General features: G+C 36.0%; 14 protein-coding genes. 6 read left to right on the plus strand and 8 right to left on the minus strand.

All coding sequences use genetic code 11. The annotated features are described in order from the left end of the window. The first annotated feature begins 682 nt into the window (after window positions 1-682). Window positions 683-5,800 carry a sialate O-acetylesterase gene (locus tag VB796_RS16825; protein ID WP_323347734.1) on the plus strand — a complete coding sequence of 1,706 codons (5,118 nt, stop codon included), beginning with the start codon at window positions 683-685 and terminating at the stop codon, window positions 5,798-5,800. 276 nt (window positions 5,801-6,076) lie between these two features. On the opposite strand, the gene queG is transcribed toward VB796_RS16825, so the two are convergent. Further along, window positions 6,077-7,003 (minus strand): tRNA epoxyqueuosine(34) reductase QueG, encoded by a 927-nt coding sequence (queG, locus tag VB796_RS16830; protein WP_323347735.1) that lies wholly within the window; start codon window positions 7,001-7,003, stop codon window positions 6,077-6,079. 476 nt (window positions 7,004-7,479) lie between these two features. On the opposite strand from queG, the gene VB796_RS16835 reads away from it, so the two are divergent. The 3 genes from VB796_RS16835 to VB796_RS16845 all read left to right on the plus strand — a co-directional run bounded on the left by VB796_RS16835 (window position 7,480) and on the right by VB796_RS16845 (window position 13,542). Then, window positions 7,480-8,910 (plus strand): circularly permuted type 2 ATP-grasp protein, encoded by a 1,431-nt coding sequence (locus VB796_RS16835; protein ID WP_323347736.1) that lies wholly within the window; start codon window positions 7,480-7,482, stop codon window positions 8,908-8,910. A 300-nt stretch (window positions 8,911-9,210) separates the two neighbouring features. Then, window positions 9,211-10,248: a phenylalanine--tRNA ligase subunit alpha gene (pheS, locus tag VB796_RS16840; RefSeq protein WP_323347737.1), complete on the plus strand. Its 1,038-nt coding sequence runs from the start codon at window positions 9,211-9,213 to the stop codon at window positions 10,246-10,248. Between the two features lie 324 nt (window positions 10,249-10,572). After that, window positions 10,573-13,542, plus strand: coding sequence for a DUF2723 domain-containing protein (locus VB796_RS16845; protein ID WP_323347738.1), 2,970 nt, complete (start codon window positions 10,573-10,575; stop codon window positions 13,540-13,542). A 123-nt stretch (window positions 13,543-13,665) separates the two neighbouring features. Here VB796_RS16845 and VB796_RS16850 read toward each other — a convergent pair whose 3' ends face one another. Genes VB796_RS16850 through VB796_RS16870 form a run of 5 tightly spaced genes read right to left on the minus strand, consistent with a single transcriptional unit; the run spans window position 13,666 to window position 17,075 of the window. After that, on the minus strand, window positions 13,666-13,830 hold the full coding sequence (locus VB796_RS16850) for a hypothetical protein (RefSeq protein WP_323347739.1): 165 nt from the start codon (window positions 13,828-13,830) through the stop codon (window positions 13,666-13,668). Between the two features lie 34 nt (window positions 13,831-13,864). Continuing rightward, window positions 13,865-14,719, minus strand: coding sequence for an ABC transporter six-transmembrane domain-containing protein (locus VB796_RS16855; protein WP_323347740.1), 855 nt, complete (start codon window positions 14,717-14,719; stop codon window positions 13,865-13,867). Window positions 14,720-14,726: 7 nt separating this feature from the next. Beyond that, complete coding sequence (locus tag VB796_RS16860) at window positions 14,727-15,134, minus strand: hypothetical protein (protein ID WP_323347741.1); 408 nt, start codon at window positions 15,132-15,134, stop codon at window positions 14,727-14,729. 4 nt (window positions 15,135-15,138) lie between these two features. Then, window positions 15,139-15,654 (minus strand): hypothetical protein, encoded by a 516-nt coding sequence (locus tag VB796_RS16865; RefSeq protein ID WP_323347742.1) that lies wholly within the window; start codon window positions 15,652-15,654, stop codon window positions 15,139-15,141. After that, window positions 15,651-17,075, minus strand: a complete 1,425-nt coding sequence (locus VB796_RS16870) for a hypothetical protein (protein WP_323347743.1) — start codon at window positions 17,073-17,075, stop codon at window positions 15,651-15,653. Before VB796_RS16870 ends, VB796_RS16865 begins: the two co-directional genes overlap by 4 nt. A gap of 187 nt (window positions 17,076-17,262) precedes the next feature. Here VB796_RS16870 and VB796_RS16875 point away from each other — a divergent pair, with 187 nt between their 5' ends. Then, entirely contained in the window at window positions 17,263-17,523 is a 261-nt protein-coding gene (locus VB796_RS16875) for a helix-turn-helix transcriptional regulator (RefSeq protein WP_323347744.1), read from the plus strand. A gap of 180 nt (window positions 17,524-17,703) precedes the next feature. Here VB796_RS16875 and VB796_RS16880 read toward each other — a convergent pair whose 3' ends face one another. Together VB796_RS16880 and VB796_RS16885 are read right to left on the minus strand one after the other, a co-directional pair. After that, window positions 17,704-19,431 carry a VRR-NUC domain-containing protein gene (locus tag VB796_RS16880; RefSeq protein WP_323347745.1) on the minus strand — a complete coding sequence of 576 codons (1,728 nt, stop codon included), beginning with the start codon at window positions 19,429-19,431 and terminating at the stop codon, window positions 17,704-17,706. Window positions 19,432-19,624: 193 nt separating this feature from the next. Further along, window positions 19,625-20,554: an Rpn family recombination-promoting nuclease/putative transposase gene (locus tag VB796_RS16885; RefSeq protein ID WP_323347746.1), complete on the minus strand. Its 930-nt coding sequence runs from the start codon at window positions 20,552-20,554 to the stop codon at window positions 19,625-19,627. Between the two features lie 116 nt (window positions 20,555-20,670). On the opposite strand from VB796_RS16885, the gene VB796_RS16890 reads away from it, so the two are divergent. After that, window positions 20,671-21,639 (plus strand): DUF2157 domain-containing protein, encoded by a 969-nt coding sequence (locus VB796_RS16890; RefSeq protein WP_323347747.1) that lies wholly within the window; start codon window positions 20,671-20,673, stop codon window positions 21,637-21,639. Window positions 21,640-21,643: the final 4 nt, after the last annotated feature.

The raw sequence follows: 21,643 nt of genomic DNA on the forward strand, positions 1-21,643 counted from the left end.
ATAAATAAAACTTGGCATTGTTTATGCAATCATGATGATATGCAACTGCCTTAAATGGAAAATTCCGCCTTCAATACCATTGAAACCAGTTGTTTATTGCCCGCCACAATCACTTTATAAAATGATGTTTGCATAGAGTCAGTAAAGTTTTATCGTTGTTTATTGTTTCAAAATTGACCCAATAATTATATGATTTCGATTAACTACTAACCTGTCATAAATGCTGTAACTACAGCATCATTTTTATAGTACAATCCAACAAAATAATATTACAAGTATTCTGAATTTGAAATGAATATCAGTTATATCTCAGGGAGTATTTCAACCTGTTGAATAACACATTCGTCTGTTTTGGAGTATTAAATCGTACCTGAACGAATTGGAGAATGTCATTTTCTGGGGACAGAGAGATACGAATTGTCTTTGAGGATTCATATTACACATCAATTTAGGAATTAGCTGTTAACATCTAAGTCTATATAAGAACCAATTATAATTTACTACTATGCAGATTACTCGAATTTTATTCCCAGAAAATAGGGTTTTAGGTATTGGTATATCTATACTCTTGTTGATATATGTTTATATAGGACTACCCCTTAATTTATGTGCAAATAATGACGGGAGTAACTTACATAAACCACTACAAACATTCCCATTGAGGACTACTAAAGTTGATGGAATGTTTTTTTTCAACACGCTTAGTTCTGAATTGTCTTTAAATGATAAACTGAAGAGTTTTGAGCTTCACAAGACCTTGCCCAGTTGCGACAATGGTTCTTCTCCATTTAATATTTATTCTGCTGATTATAGTAATGGAATAGTTACTTTTATTTTCAATGCCTCAAATTTGAGTCAAGGCAATTGGAAAGTATTAAAAGATTCCACCATATTTGGGCAGGGAGTTTTTAATCCAAATTCAAATACAATCAACTTATCGGTAGGCAGTTTATCCTCTAATACTTATCAATTAGTAATTGATGGTGTTAGTTGTGTAGGAAGTGCTTCTAAAAGTTTTACGGTAAATAATACGCCACCACCACCGCCTCCACCACCACCACCAGTAGGTATCAGTTGTGATAATGGTTCAACTGCGTTTAAGGTGTTATCAATTGCATATAGTCATGGGAAAACGACTTTTGAGGTAAATGCTAATAATTTTTCTTCTGCAAAATGGTCGCTTTATCAAGATACTACTCTTATCAGAAGTGCTAATTTTTCGGTGAACAATAATATTATGACCCTGAATACGGGAGTCATCACTGAAGGAAATTATAAGTTTCAGTTGGATGGAATTTCTTGTGACGGAAGAAGTCAGAAACCTTTTCGTGTAGCCGCACCCTTTGTTTCCGAAACATCCATTAGCGTAGCTCCTTGCAATACTGATAATATTCTTTTTGTGCTGACGGGAGAAAGTAATGCAGGAGGGCGTGCTTTTAATACTGAATTGAGTAGTATTGAATTATCCCAAAGGGATTCTTTGAAAATTCTCAATAACGAAAATTTACATTTTGAAAGTTTAAAAGTTGGAGAGAATAATCTGGTAGGGCATTTTACGCTTATCAATGGTACAACACATGGTTTGGAAGTTGCGATTGCTAATCGAGTGAGTTTACGAACATTTTATAACAAAAAATCTTATTTGGTTAAAGCAGGACAAGGTAAAAGTTTGATTACGGATTGGGATACCTCTGGAGTTTATTATAAATCTTTAGTAACTCGTATCAACGCTGCCAAGCAAAATTTGACTAATAGTAATATTAGTTATAAAACCGTGATTTTATATTCTCAAGGAATTAACGACTTATTAGCAGGTGTATCAAGTGTCTCTTGGAAAATAAATACAAAAATTCACTTTCAAAATCTAAGAAATGAATTAGGAAGCAACACTCCAATTATCATCACCAAATTTATGCCACAATACAGTGGTTATAATGGAGCTATTGATGAGATTTGTAATGAACTTCCCAATACATTTTCAGTTGATACTTGGGATGCAGGTTTGGCAGATGATAAACACTGGAATGCTAATGGTTTTAAATTGATTGGCGAAAGAATGTTAAATATTGTAGAGTATTTTAACTTTTCCAATGCCAATCGTAGTGCCACCGCATCTTCTCCGTCATTAGTAAATGTCTCTCCTTCAAGCCTTTGTGAAGGGAGCAGTCAGTTATTGACGGCTATTCCTAATAATGGCGGAAGTGCACCGCTTTTTCAGTGGTACAAAAACAGTGAGGCTTTGCCATTCTTTACGAATAAATTTACGACCGACGGTTTGGGTAATAATTTGGTAAATAGTGTTGTAGTAAATACTGATAATAATATTTATGTTGGAACTGCCAGAGGGTTAAGTATTTCAACCGATGGAGGAAACACTTTTACCAATAAAATCACCAATGGAAACCCAAGTAGTAATAGTATTAGAGGGGTAGCAGTATCTGCTTCGGGAGGGATTTTTGTGGCTACTGCATTTGATGGTGTAAATATTTCAACCGATGGAGGAGTGACTTTCTCTTCAAAGAAAACAGCACAAGGTTTAACCAATAATAATACTCGTGGAATTGCCGTAGATGCCAATGGAAAAGTCTTCGTTGCTACCATCAATGGGTTGAGTGTTTCAACGGATGGAGGAAATAGTTTTTCAGGAAGAAATACCAATCATGGTTTGCCTGCTAATAATATCCAATGTGTTTTTGTGGGAAGTAATGGTAAAATATACGTTGGAACAAATTCTGCTGGAATCGGGATTTCTAACGATGGTGGTAATCATTTTACTACTTACAATACGAACAATGGCTTAGGTGATGATAATGTCTTTAATATTTATGTAAGCAATACGGGAAAAATCTACGCTGCTACTGCTTATGGATTGAGTGTCTCTAATGACGGAGGTAATCACTTTGAAAACTTTACAGTATCTAATGGCTTAGGAGATGACTATGTTTATTGCGTTGCGGTAAGTCCTGATAATAGAATATTTGCAGGTACTTATGGGGGAGGTTTGAGTATTTCAAACGATGGTGGTACTACTTTCAACAATTATACAGTAGGGAATGGCTTAGGAGATGACCGTGTGAGAGCAATGAGTATGGATAGTAACGGAAAGTTATTCGTAGGCACAACGGGTAGTTTAAGTATTGGTAATCAGAGTATTTATAATGTTACTAATGCCAAAGCAAATGATAATTATTCGGTGTCAATGTCCACGATTTGTCCAATTACAAATGTCAGTACAGCATCATTTGTCATTAGTCCAGGCCCGTCTTTGCCAACCGTAGCCGATAAAGCTATTTGTTTAGGTACAAGTACAACGCTTACAGGTACTTGTAGTATAGGTACTTTAAATTGGTATAGCTCAAATACAAGTACAACGCCTTTAGGGACAGATACTTATATGACTGAGGTTATTGCTATTGATACAAGTTTTTATGCTGCTTGTCAATCAGGCTCGTGTGTAAGTAACAGAGTAAAATTGACCGTTACAGTAAATGCAATGCCCAATAATCCTATTGTGAATAATCAAAATATTTGTAGTGGAAACAACATTACTTTATCTGCTTATTGTGCAACAGGAACAGTAACATGGTATGCTTCTGCAACAGATACAAGCAGATTAGGAACTAATAATTTAGGTACGCCAATTCTTACTCAAAGTGCCAATTATTATGTCAGTTGTAATTTGCCAGATTTGGGATGTAATAGTAGTCGATTATTAGTTTCGGTTAATGTTTCAAGTACACCACCTGCAGCAATAATTGATGATAAAATAATTTGTAAAGGAAGTTCGACTCTTTTAACGGCTACTTGTACAGCAGGTGTTGCAACATGGTTTAGTACCGCAACAAGTACCACAATTTTGGCAAGTGGTAATTATACAACACCCACATTAACTACTAATACAGATTTTTATGTGGAATGTATCGTTAGCAATAACGTATTAACCTGTAATAGTGCAAGAACGAAAGTTTCCGTTACTGTCAATGAAATTCCAAGTATTCCAACGGCGAATAATACATCAATTTGCTACAATACTACGACATCTTTAACGGCAAATTGTACAACAGGAACTGCAACATGGTACGGAGATGCGACCAATGAAACAGTTTTAGGTTCTGGTAATTTTACAACGCCAAGTTTAACTACAACTACCAATTATTATGTCAGTTGTGAGTCGGGAGGAACAACCAATTGCCGTAGTTCACGAGTTATGGTAACAGTAACAGTAAACCCAATGATTGTTGCTCCTGTGGGTGTTGTCAATCAAAGTGTTTATTTAGGAAATTCAACATCCTTACAAGCAACAGGTTGTAGTGGCTCAGGTTTTTCAGTAAAATGGTACGCTTCAACGAATAACAATTCTGTGCAATTACCATTTTTGCCTACTTCTTCCCAAAACTATTATGCTAAATGTGAGCAAGTTATCAATACTCTAACTTGTACGTCACTACAAAGTGCTGATATTACTTTAACCGTTATTAGAAGAATATTTGTAGATAGTTCCAAAGTATCAGCCGCTACACAAGACGGAAATACATGGGCAACTGCCTTCGGAAAATTATCGACAGGATTGACCGCCGCCAGTAGCGGAATAGAAGTTTGGGTAGCCAAAGGGACTTATAAGCCAACTAATACCACAACCCAAACAATAACTTTTGCAATGCCTTCGGGAGTAAAAGTTTATGGTGGTTTTGTAGGGACAGAAACCTTATTAACTCAAAGAAATTCAAATATTTATCCAACAATATTAAGTGGTGAAATAGGCGATTTAGGCGTAAATACAGATAATTCCTACCATGTAGTGACATTTGATGCCTCCGATAATAATACAATTTTGGACGGTTTTGTAATAACAGGAGGAAATGCCAACTTTACCAATATCAGTGAATTGAGTTTGCCTTACACCGCTACGGCATCAGCTACCGATAATACGGGTGGGGGAATTGTGATTAAAAATACCGCCACGCCGACCATCTCAAATTGTACCATAAAATTAAATAGTGCCAAAGTTGGCGGAGGAATATTCTGTGCTAATGGTAGCGTTGCCAAGATTTCAAGTTGTAAAATTATTGGTAATATTGCCAGTGTTGGTGGGGCCATTTATACACAACAAAATAGTAATATTTCGGTGAAAAGCTCTCAGATTTCTGGTAATAAAGGCAATGGCGAAACCTTCTATAATAATGGTGCGATTCCGTTGGTTGTAAATTGTACAATTGTGGGTTCAGGAGGAAATACTCCTGCTGTTTATAATGGCACAAATAGCCCTTCAGTTTTTCAAAATAGCATTATTTGGGGTTATATAAGTTTATTTAATGATAGCCAATCAATTGTAAATTATTGTAATTTATCGGGAATGTACGCTGGAACGGGGAACACCAATTTAGACCCTCTTTTTGTGAGTTCATTACCAGAAAACAGTAATGTTTCAGTAGGAGGAAACTTTCATTTAACCGCAGTTTCACCCATGATTGATGCGGGAAATAGCGGATTTGTTTCGACAACCGATAAAGACGTTGAATTTTATAATCGGATTTTTGGTAGCGGAAGAGTTGATATTGGAGCTTATGAGTTTCAAGGAGCAAGAACGGGTGGAACTATCACAAGTATCAAAACGGGTAATTGGGAAGATGGCTCAACGTGGGACGCAGGACGCAAACCCTACGCAGGTGACGTGGTAATAATTTCGCCTAATCACATCATTTCAATTAACAGCATCGGTATTGCCAAAACCATTCAATACAATGTAAATTCAAGTCTGAAATTTATGTCGAGCAATACAGGTTTACAGATAGGAATTTAAGTGTTTTAAAAGAAAAATATGGAGTCATCCTAAATTTTGAAATCATGAAAAAGCGGTCTAAATCAGTTTTTAAACCGCTTTTTTATGATTGATGGGATATTGAATTCCTACTGTTTGAGCGCAGCGAGTTTAGGAATTCTTGAATTTTTTGCGGCCGCCGCTGCGGTTACTTTTTGTTTCAAGACAAAAAGTAAGGACGAGAATAAGGCAATAAATTTATAAGTTCCTAAAAATCCCTAATTCAAAAGAAAAATTTGGGATAACTCATGTTTTTGTTTACCCCAAAAACCCAATATTCCTCCTCAAACCATCAAATTTCGTCCGTTTTAAAGGAGATTTTTTGAATATTTCCTTGAAAACATCTTCCGTAATTTCTTGCCAATCGGTATTGGTAAAATGTTGTAAATCAGGATGTAAATTAAAGTTTGGTTCTTGGTGAGGTTTTGAAAAACGATTCCACGGACAAACATCTTGGCAAACATCACACCCAAAAACCCAATTGTCAAACTTTCCTCTCATGTCTATCGGAATGGCTTCTTTCAGTTCAATCGTAAAATAACTGATACATTTCGAGCCATCCACCACAAAGGGTTCAACGATTGCCTCCGTCGGACAAGCGTCTATGCAACGGGTACACGTACCGCAATAATCCTTGATTTCGTGGTCGTATTCCAACTCCAAATCAATGATTAGTTCGGCAATGAAAAAGAAACTTCCTTGTTGCTTATTGATGAGATTTGAGTGCTTGCCAATCCAACCCAAACCGCCTTTTTTAGCCCAAACTTTATCCATGACAGGGGCAGAATCCACAAAAGCACGTCCGCCCACTTCGCCAATTTCCTGATGAATAAAGCTCAAAAAATCTTTTAGTTTATCTTTGATAACAAAGTGATAATCAGTTCCGTAAGCGTATTTGGAGAGTTTTATGTCGTCTTTCCCTTCGGGTAAACGTTGGTCGGGATAATAATTAAAAAGCAAAGAAACCACCGATTTTGCATCATCAACCAATAATCTTGGGTCGAGGCGTTTGTCAAAATGGTTTTCCATGTATTGCATTTTGCCATGCTGATTAGCTTTCAACCAATTTTCTAACCGAGGAGCTTCTTCTTCCAAAAATCCAGCCTTTGAAATACCACAGAAATCAAAACCTAATTCACGTGCCTTTTGCTTGATTTGTTGGGTATATTTTGTTGGGTTTTGCATGGAGTGTTGTTTTTGCCACGAAGGCTGGAAGTTATTGAGGGTTATTGTCACGAAGTTACTATTTTTTGACACCGCTTGCACTGATTTGCAATCAGTGCATAAATGGTATGGCGACTGTGTCGCACTTTCTTTGTAGCGTTAAAAACGCAAGACCAGTTCACTCTCTGATTGCAAATCAGGGTGAGCGAGGATTGAACATTTAGTTATATGATTTAGTAAAAGAACCAAGTTCTTATTTTATAAAATAAATTTTGGCTTTCACCAATTGTAATAGTTGTCTGTGGAGACACAGACAACGGCGAGTGATATGAATCAAAATTAGCGTCTTCATGCCTTCGTGGCAAAAGCTCATCTCTCTAAGTAATTCCACTCAATTTCAATAAAATCAAGATTTTTTAAATGTTACTTCCACATTAAATTTTGTAAAACACCATAAATCTACTAAATTACAAGAACAAGTAAAATTTATAAAGCCTATGAATTTCAGTTTTGAGAATTACCAAACCGAAGGTTTCTTCGATGAAATGTTTGATGCACAGGGAAATGTGCGAATGGGCTATGAAGCATTTAAAGAACGTGCAGAACAGCTAAAAGTAGAAGAATTTATTCGTCGTCACCAAGCCGCCGAACGCTCGTTGATGGCAATGGGAATTACCTTTAATGTATATGCCGAAAATGAAGGTACGGAGCGAATTATGCCCGTTGATATTATTCCGAGAGTGATTGAAGCCGAAGATTGGAAACGTACCGAAAAGGGCTTGATTCAGCGTATTACGGCTTTGAATATGTTTTTGGACGATATTTATCACGACCAAAAGATTTTAAAAGACGGTATCGTACCCCGAGAATTGATTGAAACTTCCAAAGATTTCTTGCGTCCTTGCATCGGAATTCGTCCGCCCAAAGGCATATATATTCATATCACAGGAACAGATTTAATTCGTGGAGACGATGGTAAATTTATGGTTTTGGAAGACAATCTTCGTTGTCCGTCGGGCGTGTCATATATGCTCGAAAACCGTGAGTTATTGAAGCGTACATTCCCCGAAGTTTTGGGTAAAACTCGTGTGCAATCCATCTCCGATTATCCGAATAAGTTACTCCAAATGTTGCAACATATCGGCGGAAGACCCAATCCAACGGTTTGTGTATTGACTCCTGGTATTTATAATTCAGCTTATTTTGAGCATTCGTATTTGGCTCAACAAATGGGCGTTGAATTGGTTGATGCTCGTGATTTAGTAGTACATGACGGTTACGTAAAAATGCGTACTACCAAAGGATTCCAAATTGTGGACGTAATTTATCGTAGAATTGACGATACTTTCCTCGACCCACAAGTGTTTAATCCACGTTCAATGATTGGTATTCCAGGAATTTTTGAAGCGTACAAAAAAGGAAGAATTGCTTTGGCAAATGCTCCAGGAACTGGCGTTGCTGATGATAAGGTAATTTATGCCTACGTGCCAAAAATTATTAAATATTATCTCGGTGAAGATGCCATCATTCCAAACGTAGAAACTTATATCTGCGGAGAGGAAGATGATTGCAAATATGTATTAGAAAATATTGAAAAATTGGTAGTAAAAGAAGCCAACGAAGCGGGTGGTTACGGAATGTTAATTGGGCCAAAGTCAACCAAAGAAGAACAAAATATTTTCAAGGAAAGAATCAAGGCAAATCCGAGAAATTACATTGCACAGCCAACCATTTCACTTTCAAGAGTTCCATGTTTGATTGATGACCATTCAGAAGGTCGCCACGTGGATTTACGTCCGTACATTTTGTATGGTGATGGCGTACAAGTTATCCCTGGTGGTTTGACTCGTGTAGCTTTGCGTAAGGGTTCATTAGTAGTAAATTCATCTCAAGGTGGAGGCTCAAAGGATACTTGGGTTTTGTATTGATGTGAAGATTAATTCTTCTAATACTGATTAGATTGAAGTAATAAAAACTCTTCCAAGGGTTCAAAACCCTTGGAAGAGTTAATTCGGAATATAAAATTACTTTTCGAGGTAATCTGTATAATTTCGAACAGATTTAAGGTGTTTTTACTGAGAAAAAATTGTAAAATCAGTATAATTCCGTTTAGGCAGTAGTCTAATTCTATTGAGAAATCATTACAAAAGAAAAAGGTAAGCCAAGAAATTAGCTTACCTTTTTCTTTTAATACAAAAAATCTAACGACTAATTACTAATTTTGCACCATGCAAGCAAAAATTACCGAAATACAACAGCAAATTGCTGATTTTCAGATTGAGAATAAAGAACAACTCGAAGCCTTCCGTATTGCTTATGTGGGGCGTAAAGGAGTGATTGGTGACCTTTTTGACGGATTGAAAAATGTTCCGCAAGAAGACCGTCGTGCCGTTGGGCAAGAATTGAATGCTTTAAAGGATTTTGCCCAAAATAAATTCAATGAGTTTCAAACATTAATGGAGTCGGCTTCGGATAAGTCGGTGGCTATTGAGTTTGACCTGACTCTCCCGAATATTCCTAACGAAAACGGAACAATTCATCCTTTGACTTTGGTACGTGCCAGAATCATTGAAATCTTTGCAAAAATGGGTTTCAACGTTTCGGATGGCCCAGAAATCGAATCGGATTTTTATAATTTTACGGCTTTAAACTTTGCCGAAAATCACCCTGCACGTGAAATGCAAGATACTTTTTTCATCGAAAAGAAAGGTGGAAATGTTGCTGATGATATGCTTTTAAGAACGCATACTTCTAACGTGCAGATTCGTTTGATGCAAAATCAAAAACCACCATTGCGTTCTATCATGCCAGGACGTGTGTATCGTAACGAAGCTATTTCTGCGAGAGCTCACTGTCTTTTTCATCAAGTGGAAGGGCTTTATGTGGACAAAAATGTTGGTTTCAAAGACTTAAAAGATACGCTTTATTATTTTGCGAAAGAGATGTTCGGGCAAGATACAAAAGTGCGTTATCGTCCTTCATATTTCCCATTTACTGAGCCATCGGCAGAGATTGACATTACTTGTTTAATCTGTAAAGGAAAAGGCTGTAATGTGTGTAAATATTCGGGTTGGGTAGAAATTGCAGGTTCTGGAATGGTTGACCCTAACGTCTTGGAACAGTGTGGAATTGATTCTCAGGAATATACAGGTTTTGCCTTCGGAATGGGAATTGAACGTATAACGATGCTGAAATACCAAATTAAAGACTTACGATTATTTACTGAAAACGATGTAAGATTCTTACGTCAGTTTGAAGGTTTGTAGGTGTGGCACGCAGATGACGCAGATTTTCAAACGCAGATTTACGCAGATTTATAATTTCGTCCGAAATAAAAATCCTCTCAAATCTGCGTTGTTTATCATCTGCGTCATCAGCGTACCATTTAATCGCAAAGCTAAATGTTAAAATCCTCCCTAATTAACACATTTTAACACCCCCATTCTTCACAAGCCAAAGCTATTTTGTATTTTTGGTAACATTATTGTCTATTCGACTCTATATTACCAGTTTGAACATTGAAAATTGTGTGTTGAACAGCTAAAATGTTTTTCGTCCAATTTGAGATAATAACAGTTAAAAAGTCCTCAATGAATAATTTTAAAAGAATTAACGATTTAACAGGTTGGGTCGTTTTTGCCATTTCCTTATTTGTTTTTACCGCTACGGTTGAGCAGACAGCCTCTTTTTGGGACTGTGGCGAGTTTATCGCTTGTGCTTATAAACTTCAAGTACCGCACCCTCCAGGAGCTCCTCTTTTCTTGTTATTGGGACGAATGTTCTCACTTTTAGCAGGTTCGGACGTTACAAGAGTTGCCTATTGGATAAACATGATGTCGGTGCTTTCAAGTGCTTTTACTATTTTGTTTATGCACTGGACAATCGTTATGATTGGACGTAAAATCTATAATAAACCATTCGCAGAACTTTCAAAAGGACAATTGTTGACGCTTTTAGGTGCTGGTGTAATTGGTTCATTGGCTTATGCTTTCTCTGATACTTTCTGGTTTTCAGCAGTTGAGGCGGAGGTTTATGCGATGTCGTCTTTTTTTACGGCTTTGGTGGTTTGGGCAGCTTTCAAATGGGAATTAATTGAGGATGAAGCAGCGGCAAACCGTTGGTTGATTTTAATTGCTTATATCGTTGGACTTTCAATCGGTGTCCACTTATTGAACTTAGTTACTGTTCCTGCATTGGCATTGATGTATTATTTCAAGAAAAATCCAGTACCGACTTACAAAGGTGGTTTTATCGCTCTTTTTGCGGGTTTGGTTATTCTTGGCATTATTAACTCATTGATTATTCCAGGTATTCCTTCAATTGCTTTCCAATTTGAATTAATCTTCACGAATGGACTTGGATTGCCTTATGGATTTGGTGTTGCGGTGTTTTTAATTGTATTTATCGGAGCAATTGTTTGGGGAGTGCTTTATTCTATCCGCAAACAAAAAGTGAATTTGAATATCGGTTTGCTTTCGTTGGTATTCGTTTTGATAGGCTATTTGTCATATACTTTGGCAATGGTTCGTTCAACTTATAATACACCAATCAACGAAAATGACCCAAGTAATATCTTGAATTATGTGAAATATTTGAAGCGTGAACAATACGGTGAGCGTTCATTATTGTATGGTCCAATTTATACTGGAACGGTTGAAAGTGTGGAACAGGGTAATCCTGTCTATAAAATGAAAGACGGAAAGTATGAAGTTTATGACCACAAACAGAAATTAGTATATTCTAAAGATGGGCAAATGTTGTTGCCACGTGTGTATAGTAGTTCGCCTCAACATATTCAGTTATATGAGGAAATGTTAGGTTTGGCTGCGGGCGAAAAACCAAGTTTTGGCGATAATCTTCGTTTCATGTTTACCCACCAAATGGGACACATGTATATGCGTTATTTGCTTTGGAATTTTGTGGGTCGTGAAAGTGATATTCAAGATGCAGGGGTGATTGATTATACTCGCAAAGGTGAATTGCCAGAGTTGTTAGCCGCTAACAAAGCACATAACAATTACTACTATTTGCCATTATTGTTGGGTTTATTAGGTTTCATTTTGTTGGTTCGTAAGTCTGAACAAGATTTCTTAACAACCACTTTGATGTTCCTTTTAACTGGTTTGGCATTGGTTGTATTCTTAAATTCACCACCAACTGAACCACGTGAGCGTGATTATATTTATGTAGGGTCGTTCTATTTCTTCGGAATATGGATTGGTTTGGGCGTGATGCAAATTGCGGAATTTTTAGGTAAATTTTTGTCAAATACCGTAGTAACAGGAGCAGTTGCGACTCTCGCAACCGCAGTTGTACCCGTGATTTTGATTCAGCAAAACTATGACGACCACGACCGTAGTAATCGTTTTCACCAAGTAGATTTTGCGAAAAACTTGTTGAATTCATGTGAGAAAAATGCCATTTTATTTACAGGAGGAGATAACGATACATTCCCATTGTGGTACGTGCAGGAAGTTGAAGGTTTCCGTACTGACGTGCGTGTTTGTAACCTTTCATTATTGGGAACTGATTGGTATATCGACCAAATGAAACGTAAAACTTATGAATCTCAAGGATTGCCAATTTCGATACCAGAAGACCTTTTGAGAGAGTTAGTGAATGAGCAAATTATGTATTATGAAAATCCGAATGTTAAAAATGGAATTAACCTTCAAGAATATTTGAAATTGGTGAGAGACGGTAACGAAGCAATTAAAGTGCCTTTGCAGGATGGTTCGATGATTAATACCTTGCCAACTGAAAATCTTTTCTTACCCATTAATGTTGAGGCAGTGAAAAAGGCAGGATTTGTTCCAAAAGATTTAGAACCATATTTGACCGACCAAATGGTGTGGACAACTGGAAAATCTGGAATTATGAAGCCAGAATTAGCTCAGTTAGACATGATTGCTCAGAATGCGGCAACGGGTTGGAAACGTCCAATTTACTTTGCAACTACTTTGCCATCAGCATCTTATTTGAACTTGAAAGAATATATGCAGTTAGAAGGATATGCGTATCGTTTATTGCCTGTGAAAATTCCAGGAGCAAAAGACGGTTTTGTCAATTCATCATTGATGTATGATAATTTAACGAAAAAGATGTTCTGGAGAGATTTGGATAATCCTAAAACGTATTATCACTCAGATTTCTATTTGCAAGTGCCAATCGTAACGGCTCGCTTGAGTTTCTTACGTTTGGTTGACCAATTAGTTCGTGAAGGAAATATGCCAAAAGCAAAAGCAGCATTAGATTATTGTAATAAAGTGATGCCTGATAACGTAATTCCTTACGACCAATTATCTGCCAATTTCGTAGCACTTTATTTGGCTGCGGGCGATAAAAAAACAGCCTTGAAAGTTGCCGATACCATTATGAATCGTAACAATAAGGCTTTGGATTATTACTTGAATGACCGTAGAAGTAGCGATAGTAGAGAAATTCAAACGGCACTTTATGAAATGAATATCATTGTGGACGGCTTGAAAAATGCCAAAGCACCAGAAGCCGTTAAATACGATGCGATGATGCAAAAGCAATTAGCGAGAGCGAATTCTTAATTAGAGAATAGATTATAGAGTTTAGAGTATAAAAGTCCCTCAAAATTATTTTTGAGGGACTTTTTGATGTTACGTCTTAACTTTCTAATTCCACTCTCCACTCTACTCTTAAAACCTTAGAATTCACATTAATACTTTCGAAAAAGCGTAGCCAAAATAATTGCTGATTTGATAAACTATCCGTTGGTAATCTTCGCTTTCCATTAGCATTACGCCATCGGAAATACTTATTCTTTCAGAGGGATTTATTCCTTCCGAAAAATACACTTTTACGCCTTCTGATAACATAGGATTAATATTTTTGAACGTTAAACAATATACGTTATTCTAGTAAAATTGCTTTTACTCTCAATGAAATATCCTTTAAAGAACTAAGCCTATCCACTATATTTGGAATCATAATGATTCCCGAACTAAACCTAATAATATAGCCATTCACGGCAACTATTTCCTTGATGGAAGTGCCGTCTTTACTGATTAAATAAAGCGACATTCCAATGCCAATGGTAGATAATAATTCCATTCCGCCATAGTTCAAAGCTCCATAATCGGATATTTTAATGAACCATTGTTTAAGTCTATTAAAGTGGTTTTGTATTTCTTGAAAGTCTTTTTGAGCAATGATGGCATACTCTTTTTCAAATTCATTATTTTTCAAAAAATTCAATTCATTCATCTTTTTACCGTAACCAATATTCGGAATAATTGATAGAACAAATAAGCCAATACACAGCCAAATCAACTGATTATCAAGGAAATACAACATTAATAAAGCCCCAATTACACCGTACAATGATTCGATATAGTAGGTTAATTTGTTCTCTAAAAAATCTGTAAACTCATAGCAAAGGCTCGTCAAAGCGAATAGTTTTGAATCATCATCCTTGATATTCAATCGTTTCTGGAACATCTCTAAAACAAGCCTTACATACACATTCGTGAACACACGAGTATCATAACGCCTACGGATATAACCCACCACAATCAAGGCACACTGCAAACTCATAAGATATAACAATCCATCCAAATGTTGGGACAGTAAATCAGAAGTGGCTAATCCTAAAAAATAAGGGCGACTTAGGGCGATGGTGCTTTCTAAAATAATCAGACCGTAGGTAACAGAAAGCCCACGCCGATTCTGTTGAATCAGCCGAGTCAATACATAAAAAGAAGCCATTTTGGGTTTATTTTTTCTGGGTAGCTATTAATGCTTTTTGGGCATTCTCACGGTGTTCACACTTCATATTTTCTAAGACATGATACACCAATTTTGTATCATCCTTATCCATACGCTCAGTATCATAATCAATTCTCTTGACGTAATCTTCCACATCATCCATACCCGTTGGGGTATATTCATACACAAAAAAATAAATTTTAGATGGTTTTTGAGGCAAAGAACCTACCTCAAAAACCACTTTATTTTGATGTTGCCTAACAATAACCCCTTCACTCATCTTTGTCAAAACGCTGTCTGTGGAAGCAATGATTTTCACCACTTTCTTTGATTCGTTTTCAAAAGTAATTTCGCCTTTGTAGCTTGATTGACAAGCGATTAGAGAGAGAAAGAAAAGGAATATTAGTTGTTTCATGTTTCTAATTTTTCAAGATAACTACATCGTAAAGTACGTTATTCAATTCGCTTAATGGAAAACCAAGGTATGTTTTCAGTATTTGTGAAGGATGTTTTCCGTTCACTTCATATTCAGTTTCTTCACCATTTTCGTAATCAATTATTCCGTAATTTTCAGCTATAAATCTTTTTGAACTTCCATTTTCCCAAATATCAATATATGAGCAATCAACTGTATTATTATTAGTGTAAAGTATTGCATTAACATTATTAACAATGCAATACTTTTTAAAAAACTCATGTGTCATTTGTCCCTGTATTACTTTATCGATATATGCAACAAGGAAAATAAAATCATTATGACTCAATATTCCTAATACTATACCCTGATTATCATCATAAAATAAGTTCCACAAACTCTCACTTGTAACCTTATAGATGTATTCATTAGTATATTGTGAAAAATAATTTAGAATATCTTTCAATGAAATATTAGCATCTATTTTTATTGATAAAATATTTATGTCACCTTCTATCATCGTCTTTTTGAAAAATCTATGTAAACACCGTCTCCATAGTAAGATAAACCTCCAAATCCATAACCATTTACTCTATCTTGATTAATTCGATTCGCAAATCCCACTCTTACTTGGTCACCAAAGATAGTACGTTGCATCTTTGATTGCAATATCAATATATTTTTTTCACTCGCTTTATTTTTAATTTCTTCACTTATTCCTATGTCGGACGGTGTAACATAATGAAGAATAGCTGCCCCTGACTGAGATGCTTTTTTAATTATTGGACTACCTAAATCTGTAAATGATTGTAATGGGTCATATGAGAATCTTGCTTCATCTATTCTTCCCAAAACATCTATATACCCTGCTGTTTGGTCAGGATAATCACCTTGCCGTTCATATTCAACATCCCCTGAATTCTTAAATTTTGCATCAATTAATGTTCCTTCTCTCCACCATATTGCTTTATTGACAGTTTTACCACCCCTTCTTTCTTGTATAGTTGCAGCAGATTGCTCAATTGCATCAGGTTCAACAGATTGAGGACGTAAAGATGGATCACTAACAGGAAATCTCTTACGATTTTTTGTTCTACCCAAAGACCGTATTACTACATCTTCAAAAATATTACCTGTTTGGATATTGAATTGTGCGTAAGCATTTCCGATTTGTCCTTGTGGTCCATAATAAGCTATTAAATCTGACAGAACACCAGCTTGTGAACACCGTCCTTTAAACTCTTCTGCAGTCATATCAACCCACCAAAAACCATTATCAAATTCTCCTATATTCCCCCTATTGATTGTTGTCTCTGAACTTAAAAAAGTAACAAATTCATCCTTTTGTAATTCCAACTCAACTAAATCAGCTAATTGCTCAAAAGACATTTGTTGGTTATTATACCACAAATTCCAACCTCTGTTAACTACTTTACTGTAATAGGCAAATACTTCTTGTTCTCCATAATATTCATTGCAAGGATAACCTGCAAGTCTTGTCATTGGGCTTAATCCTATATACAGCCTGTTTTCAATAGCAAGATCCCCACCGTCTTCCCAACCTTCTTTTGATGCTACTGCCGTTGCCAACATTAATTCATAACTACGATAGGGTTCTGACAAGAAAGCAGGTTTATCATTTATGTTAAATTTATTTTGCATAAATCCTTCTGTCCATGTGATAGCTCTAACTGCCAAGAGTCCTTGTCGTCCAGCAAGACCATTTTGATTTGGGTCATTAAAAATATATTGCTGACATTCCCCAGAAATACCTCCCATAGCAAAGGTTGTCTGTCCATTGCCTTCTGGTACTCCCTGCAAACGCATGGTTTTACCTTGTTTAGACTTAGATGTATCTGGTTGAATAGACTCATCAATACTCTTACAGCCAATCATAAAACTAAAAAATAACACACCGAGTAATAAACTAATCTTCTTCATAATAATCAAATTTTAAGGGTTTACGAATTTGTTTTTACAAACTTCCGTAAATTTTGAATTTGACCGTTTACTCTTTCAGGATAAAGCTATCATTAAATATGATAACTTTATCACGCTTTTAACTTGTTTGTATGATTTTTATTGATAATTTTTGTAACAATTGTTTAAACCTTATTATTCTAATATCATGAAAAACGAAGCCTACGCTAACCGCATACGCAAGTATAGAGACGAAAAACACTTTACCCAGGAATTAATGGCATACCGATTAGGAATGAAGCAGAACACCTACTCAATTCTGGAAACTGGGAAAACCAAAATAAAAGCCGAAACCTTAGAAGCAATTGCAGAAATTTTAGAAATCCCACTCAGTAACTTAATAGAAGATTTACCCCAAAAAGATACTAAAATCTTAAAAAATGCTGAAAGTGGTGGGGGGGGCAGATGAACGAAGAAAAAATCATACAGGAAAGAAAACTATGGCAAGCATTAGATGATGCAAGGATTGAAACGATTATAACGTTGAAAAAGTTGGTTGAAGTTTTGCAGAGAAGTGCGTAAAATGAAAAGCCTTGCAGTTTTGAATCTGCAAGGCTTTTGTATTGCGAAAATCTTAAAACCACATAAATCATAATTCAGAAAACTCCACTCTCCATTCAACTCTTAAAACCTTAGAATTCACATTAATACTTTCGAAAAAGCGTAACCAAAATAATTGCTGATTTGATAAACTATCCGTTGGCGATTTTACTTCTATAAAGCTATATTCGCCATCGCCCCACATAAAAAGGTCGGGGAAACCACGTACATTTTCACGGAGATTTCGAGCCATTTCTAAGGTAATTAAACTGATTTGTTCGGGTGAAAGTTTATCTAAAAGTGTCAATATCAAAGGGAAAAGTCCACCGTACCAATCCACCAAAGGATTTGTAATGCCAAATTTCTCAAAGAAAATCCGATTCATATAAACCGTAGTAGCATCTTCATCTTCCAACATTTTAAGGCGTTCTTCCATTTTTTCTTTACGTTTTTCAAAGAAAGTTGGCTTAAATAAATCGGAAGGAGAACGTTGTAAAGGGTGATGAATGGCTAATGAATCAGTATCAAAAATAATATCCCAAAACAGCAAACCAAACAAACTTCGCCAAAGGTGATTTTCAGTAAAAGTTGCCTTTAAACCTCTATTTTCGTAATAATCAATTACGCCAAATTCCACTTGTCGTTTCCACAAAGCATCAATTGTAATAGACTGTGAATTATGAAGCTGTTGCGTAACGGCTTTTTTAGATTTCTTTTTCTGTAATTGAGCTTCCAAACGATTCAAATAATCTTCGGCAAAAAACTGTTCGTCGGCATTTTGTGGTTCAGCTAAAATAGCCTCACAAAGGGCTTTTGCTTCTTCTTTATTTTTCTGTTTATCCAAAATTCGGACTTGACGTTCCCGAGAAGGTGATTCTTCGGTAAGTCTAAAAATGGTCAAGGCTTGGTCTAAATCCTTTTTCTTTTCTAAATAAAGAGCAACTTTTAGCGAAAAACGATTGAACGTTGGAATAGCAATTTCGGCTAATTCTTTTCGGTGAGATTCCGTCCAATCCATGAACCAATTATAAATTTCAATTGTCTCAATTTCAGCTTGTTGCATCAAATAAAAATCCTCACGTGCAAGACTTACTTTCAATTTGTCTTCTACTTCCTGTCGAGTTTGGAAGTACGCTACCATTTTGTCCTCGTCAAATTTTTCATACGACTGAAATCCCAAATCACGGGTGACAAATTCGGTCATATCGCCGTGCCGAGAGCCAAAGAAAAGAAACTTTAGCATTTGGACTTCCATTTCGTGCAATACCTTCACGAGTGAGTGCGGTAGGGCATGAATTTGGGCGTAATCTTCATCATTTAATAGATAAACTATATCGTCCCAATTACCAACCGCCAAGAGCCAATCTAATACTTCGTCTTTCTTCAAAGATGCCTTTCCTCGAGTTTCAAGATTAAGCATTTTCGCCAATTCTATCAATTCCGATTTGCTAAAAATATCCAAAATATCGCCCGCTTGCAAAAGATGGTTCTCAGAAAGTGGCTCGACAAAACCCTTTTCAATCAAAGCATTCAGAGATTCTGGAATATTCTCAATTTCAGCATATTTCAATTTATCCGTTCTGAAAAAAGAGCCTGTACGGTTACAAAAACGGATAAAAAGACATTTTTCATCCTCCGTCAAAGCCTCGAACTCCGTCAAAAACTGCTGTTCTGTTTCATTCAAAATATGCTGATATTTTTTCTGCACAAAATCAATGAGGTACTGAAAATACGTCAGGTAATATTTAGGAGGAAGTTCTATTTTTTCGGGAGACATGGCTATTTTGTGACTGGTTATTGGAAATTGGTTAGTAGGTTTTTTTTAAGGGACTATTCTCAAGTAGGTTTGGTTTAAAGATTGAGACAAATGTACAATTTTTAATACCCGAAATATATTATTGGGGTACAAAAAAAGAGGTCGTAAAACCTCTTAAAATGTGGTGTATGTTTATGATTGAAGCATTTCAATATTAGTTGGAAGATGCTTTAATCTTTTGGATAATTTCTTCTACTTTTTGGATAGATAAGCCAAAAGATTTTGAAATCAACTCTATTGATGCTCCATTTTGAAATAAACCTTTGACATAGTTAAAAGTTGTGTTTTCAAATGTTTCTTCTCTAACTTTATCCGAAACGGATATTCTTATTTGGTCTGCAATCGTCATGGCAATGTCGTTTACGTTGGTGGAAACTTCTGTAAATATAGGCGTTAAATTATCTTGTGTCAAGTTCAGGGCTGTTTCAATGTATAGAAATACTGTTTTGATAAATTCTAATTGTTTATCAGCATCCAAACGGTTTAGTTTTTCTACCCAAAATGAGGTTAATTTTAGGAAATCCTCTTCCTTATCATGACTGTGTTTCAATAACATAGTTGCCATGCTGAGTAGTAAATTTTGGAAATTGGCAATCTGATAATCTTCAATTTTATCAAGGGTAAAAAGCAGATAATCAAATTCTGGAATGAATCTTTCGAGGGAAGGATGTATGTCTTTAAAATAGCTTTTGATAGGTTTGTATTTCCATGTGCCTTCTCCATGATGAATGACAACAGGAATAACGACCGATAACTTCTTTTTCTGCTTACGTTCTTCTTTCCAAATGTTGAGAATATACTGCAAAAGCTGTAAATGCGGATATTTTTGAACGTAAGATTTATGCTCAAATAAGAGTGTTACCAGTGTTTTTTGACCTGCGTATTCTGTTTGATAAACAATATCGGCTAAATATTCTTCTAATTCGTCATCGGTAAAAGAATCATTTATCCGTTTGAGAGATGATAGATTAAGTCTTTCTCGTAAATCGGAAGGAAATACTTCTTCGATAAAACTTTGTGCGACTTCTAAGCGAGAGAAAGTCTCTTTGAAGAATTTATCATGTGGATTATTTAGGTGATTCATGAATATAGGATTTGTTTGATAATTATAGATGAACGCCCAAATTTACCACAGTTTTATGATATTTGAAGGAGAATATTTTTTAGGTATCTTCACGTCAGAATCCAATTTTCAAGTCTATGCAAACCCAAACAATCCTCCAAGACCTCCAACAGAAAGGTATTATTTCTTCTGAACAAAGTGCTGTTGTTTCGGAGTATGAAAAGCAGAAACCTTTTTCGCTTCATTATGAATTGCGGACGGTTTTGTATTTGGGAATTACTTTGCTGACGGGTGGTCTGGGCGTGTTGATTTACCAAAATTTAGATACCATTGGTCACGGAGTGATTGTGGCTTTGATTGCCTTGATTACTTTGGCGTGTTTTGGTTTTGTGTTTTGGAAACGTCAGCCTTTTACTTGGGAGGAGGCTAAAAATGCCCATACTTTCGCTGATTTCGCTCTTTTATTGGCTTGTACTTCGTTCTTGATTTTGGAGGGTTATTTGCAATTTCAGTACGATTTATTTGGCACAAAATATGGCTTGGTGACGATTTTGCCCGCTATTTCATTCTTTTTTAGTGCTTATTTCTTCGACCATCGTGGAGTGCTTTCAATGGCAATTACTGCTTTTGCGTCGTGGGTTGGTGTGTCGATTGCTCCGCTTTCGGTGTTATCGCAAAATGATTTTTCTGCTCCTCATTTTATCAATACTGCCATCGTTTTGGGCTTGGGCTTATCGGCGAATGGCTTAATTTCAGAATACAAAAATCTGAAAAAACACTTTTCGTTTACCTATCTTTTATTGGGCAGTAATTTGACTTTAATCTCTGCTTTGACGGGTATGTTTAGCCAATCGCTTTGGTTTATTTACGCCTTCATTACCTTGATTTTGTGTGTTGGTTTATTTCTGTATGCTCGCAAAACGCAATCATATATTTTCCTGTTGATGGGAATAATTTACGGTTATATCGCCTTGACTTATATCTTATTCAAATTAGTATTTTCAGTCGATAACGAACTCGTATATTCCCTTGCGATGTACTACTTTTTGCTTTCGGGTGTGGGAGTAATTATGTTTTTGCTGAATATTAAGAAAATTTTGAAGTAGGGGC

Source organism: Arcicella sp. LKC2W (assembly GCF_034931005.1).
GTDB lineage: Bacteria > Bacteroidota > Bacteroidia > Cytophagales > Spirosomataceae > Arcicella.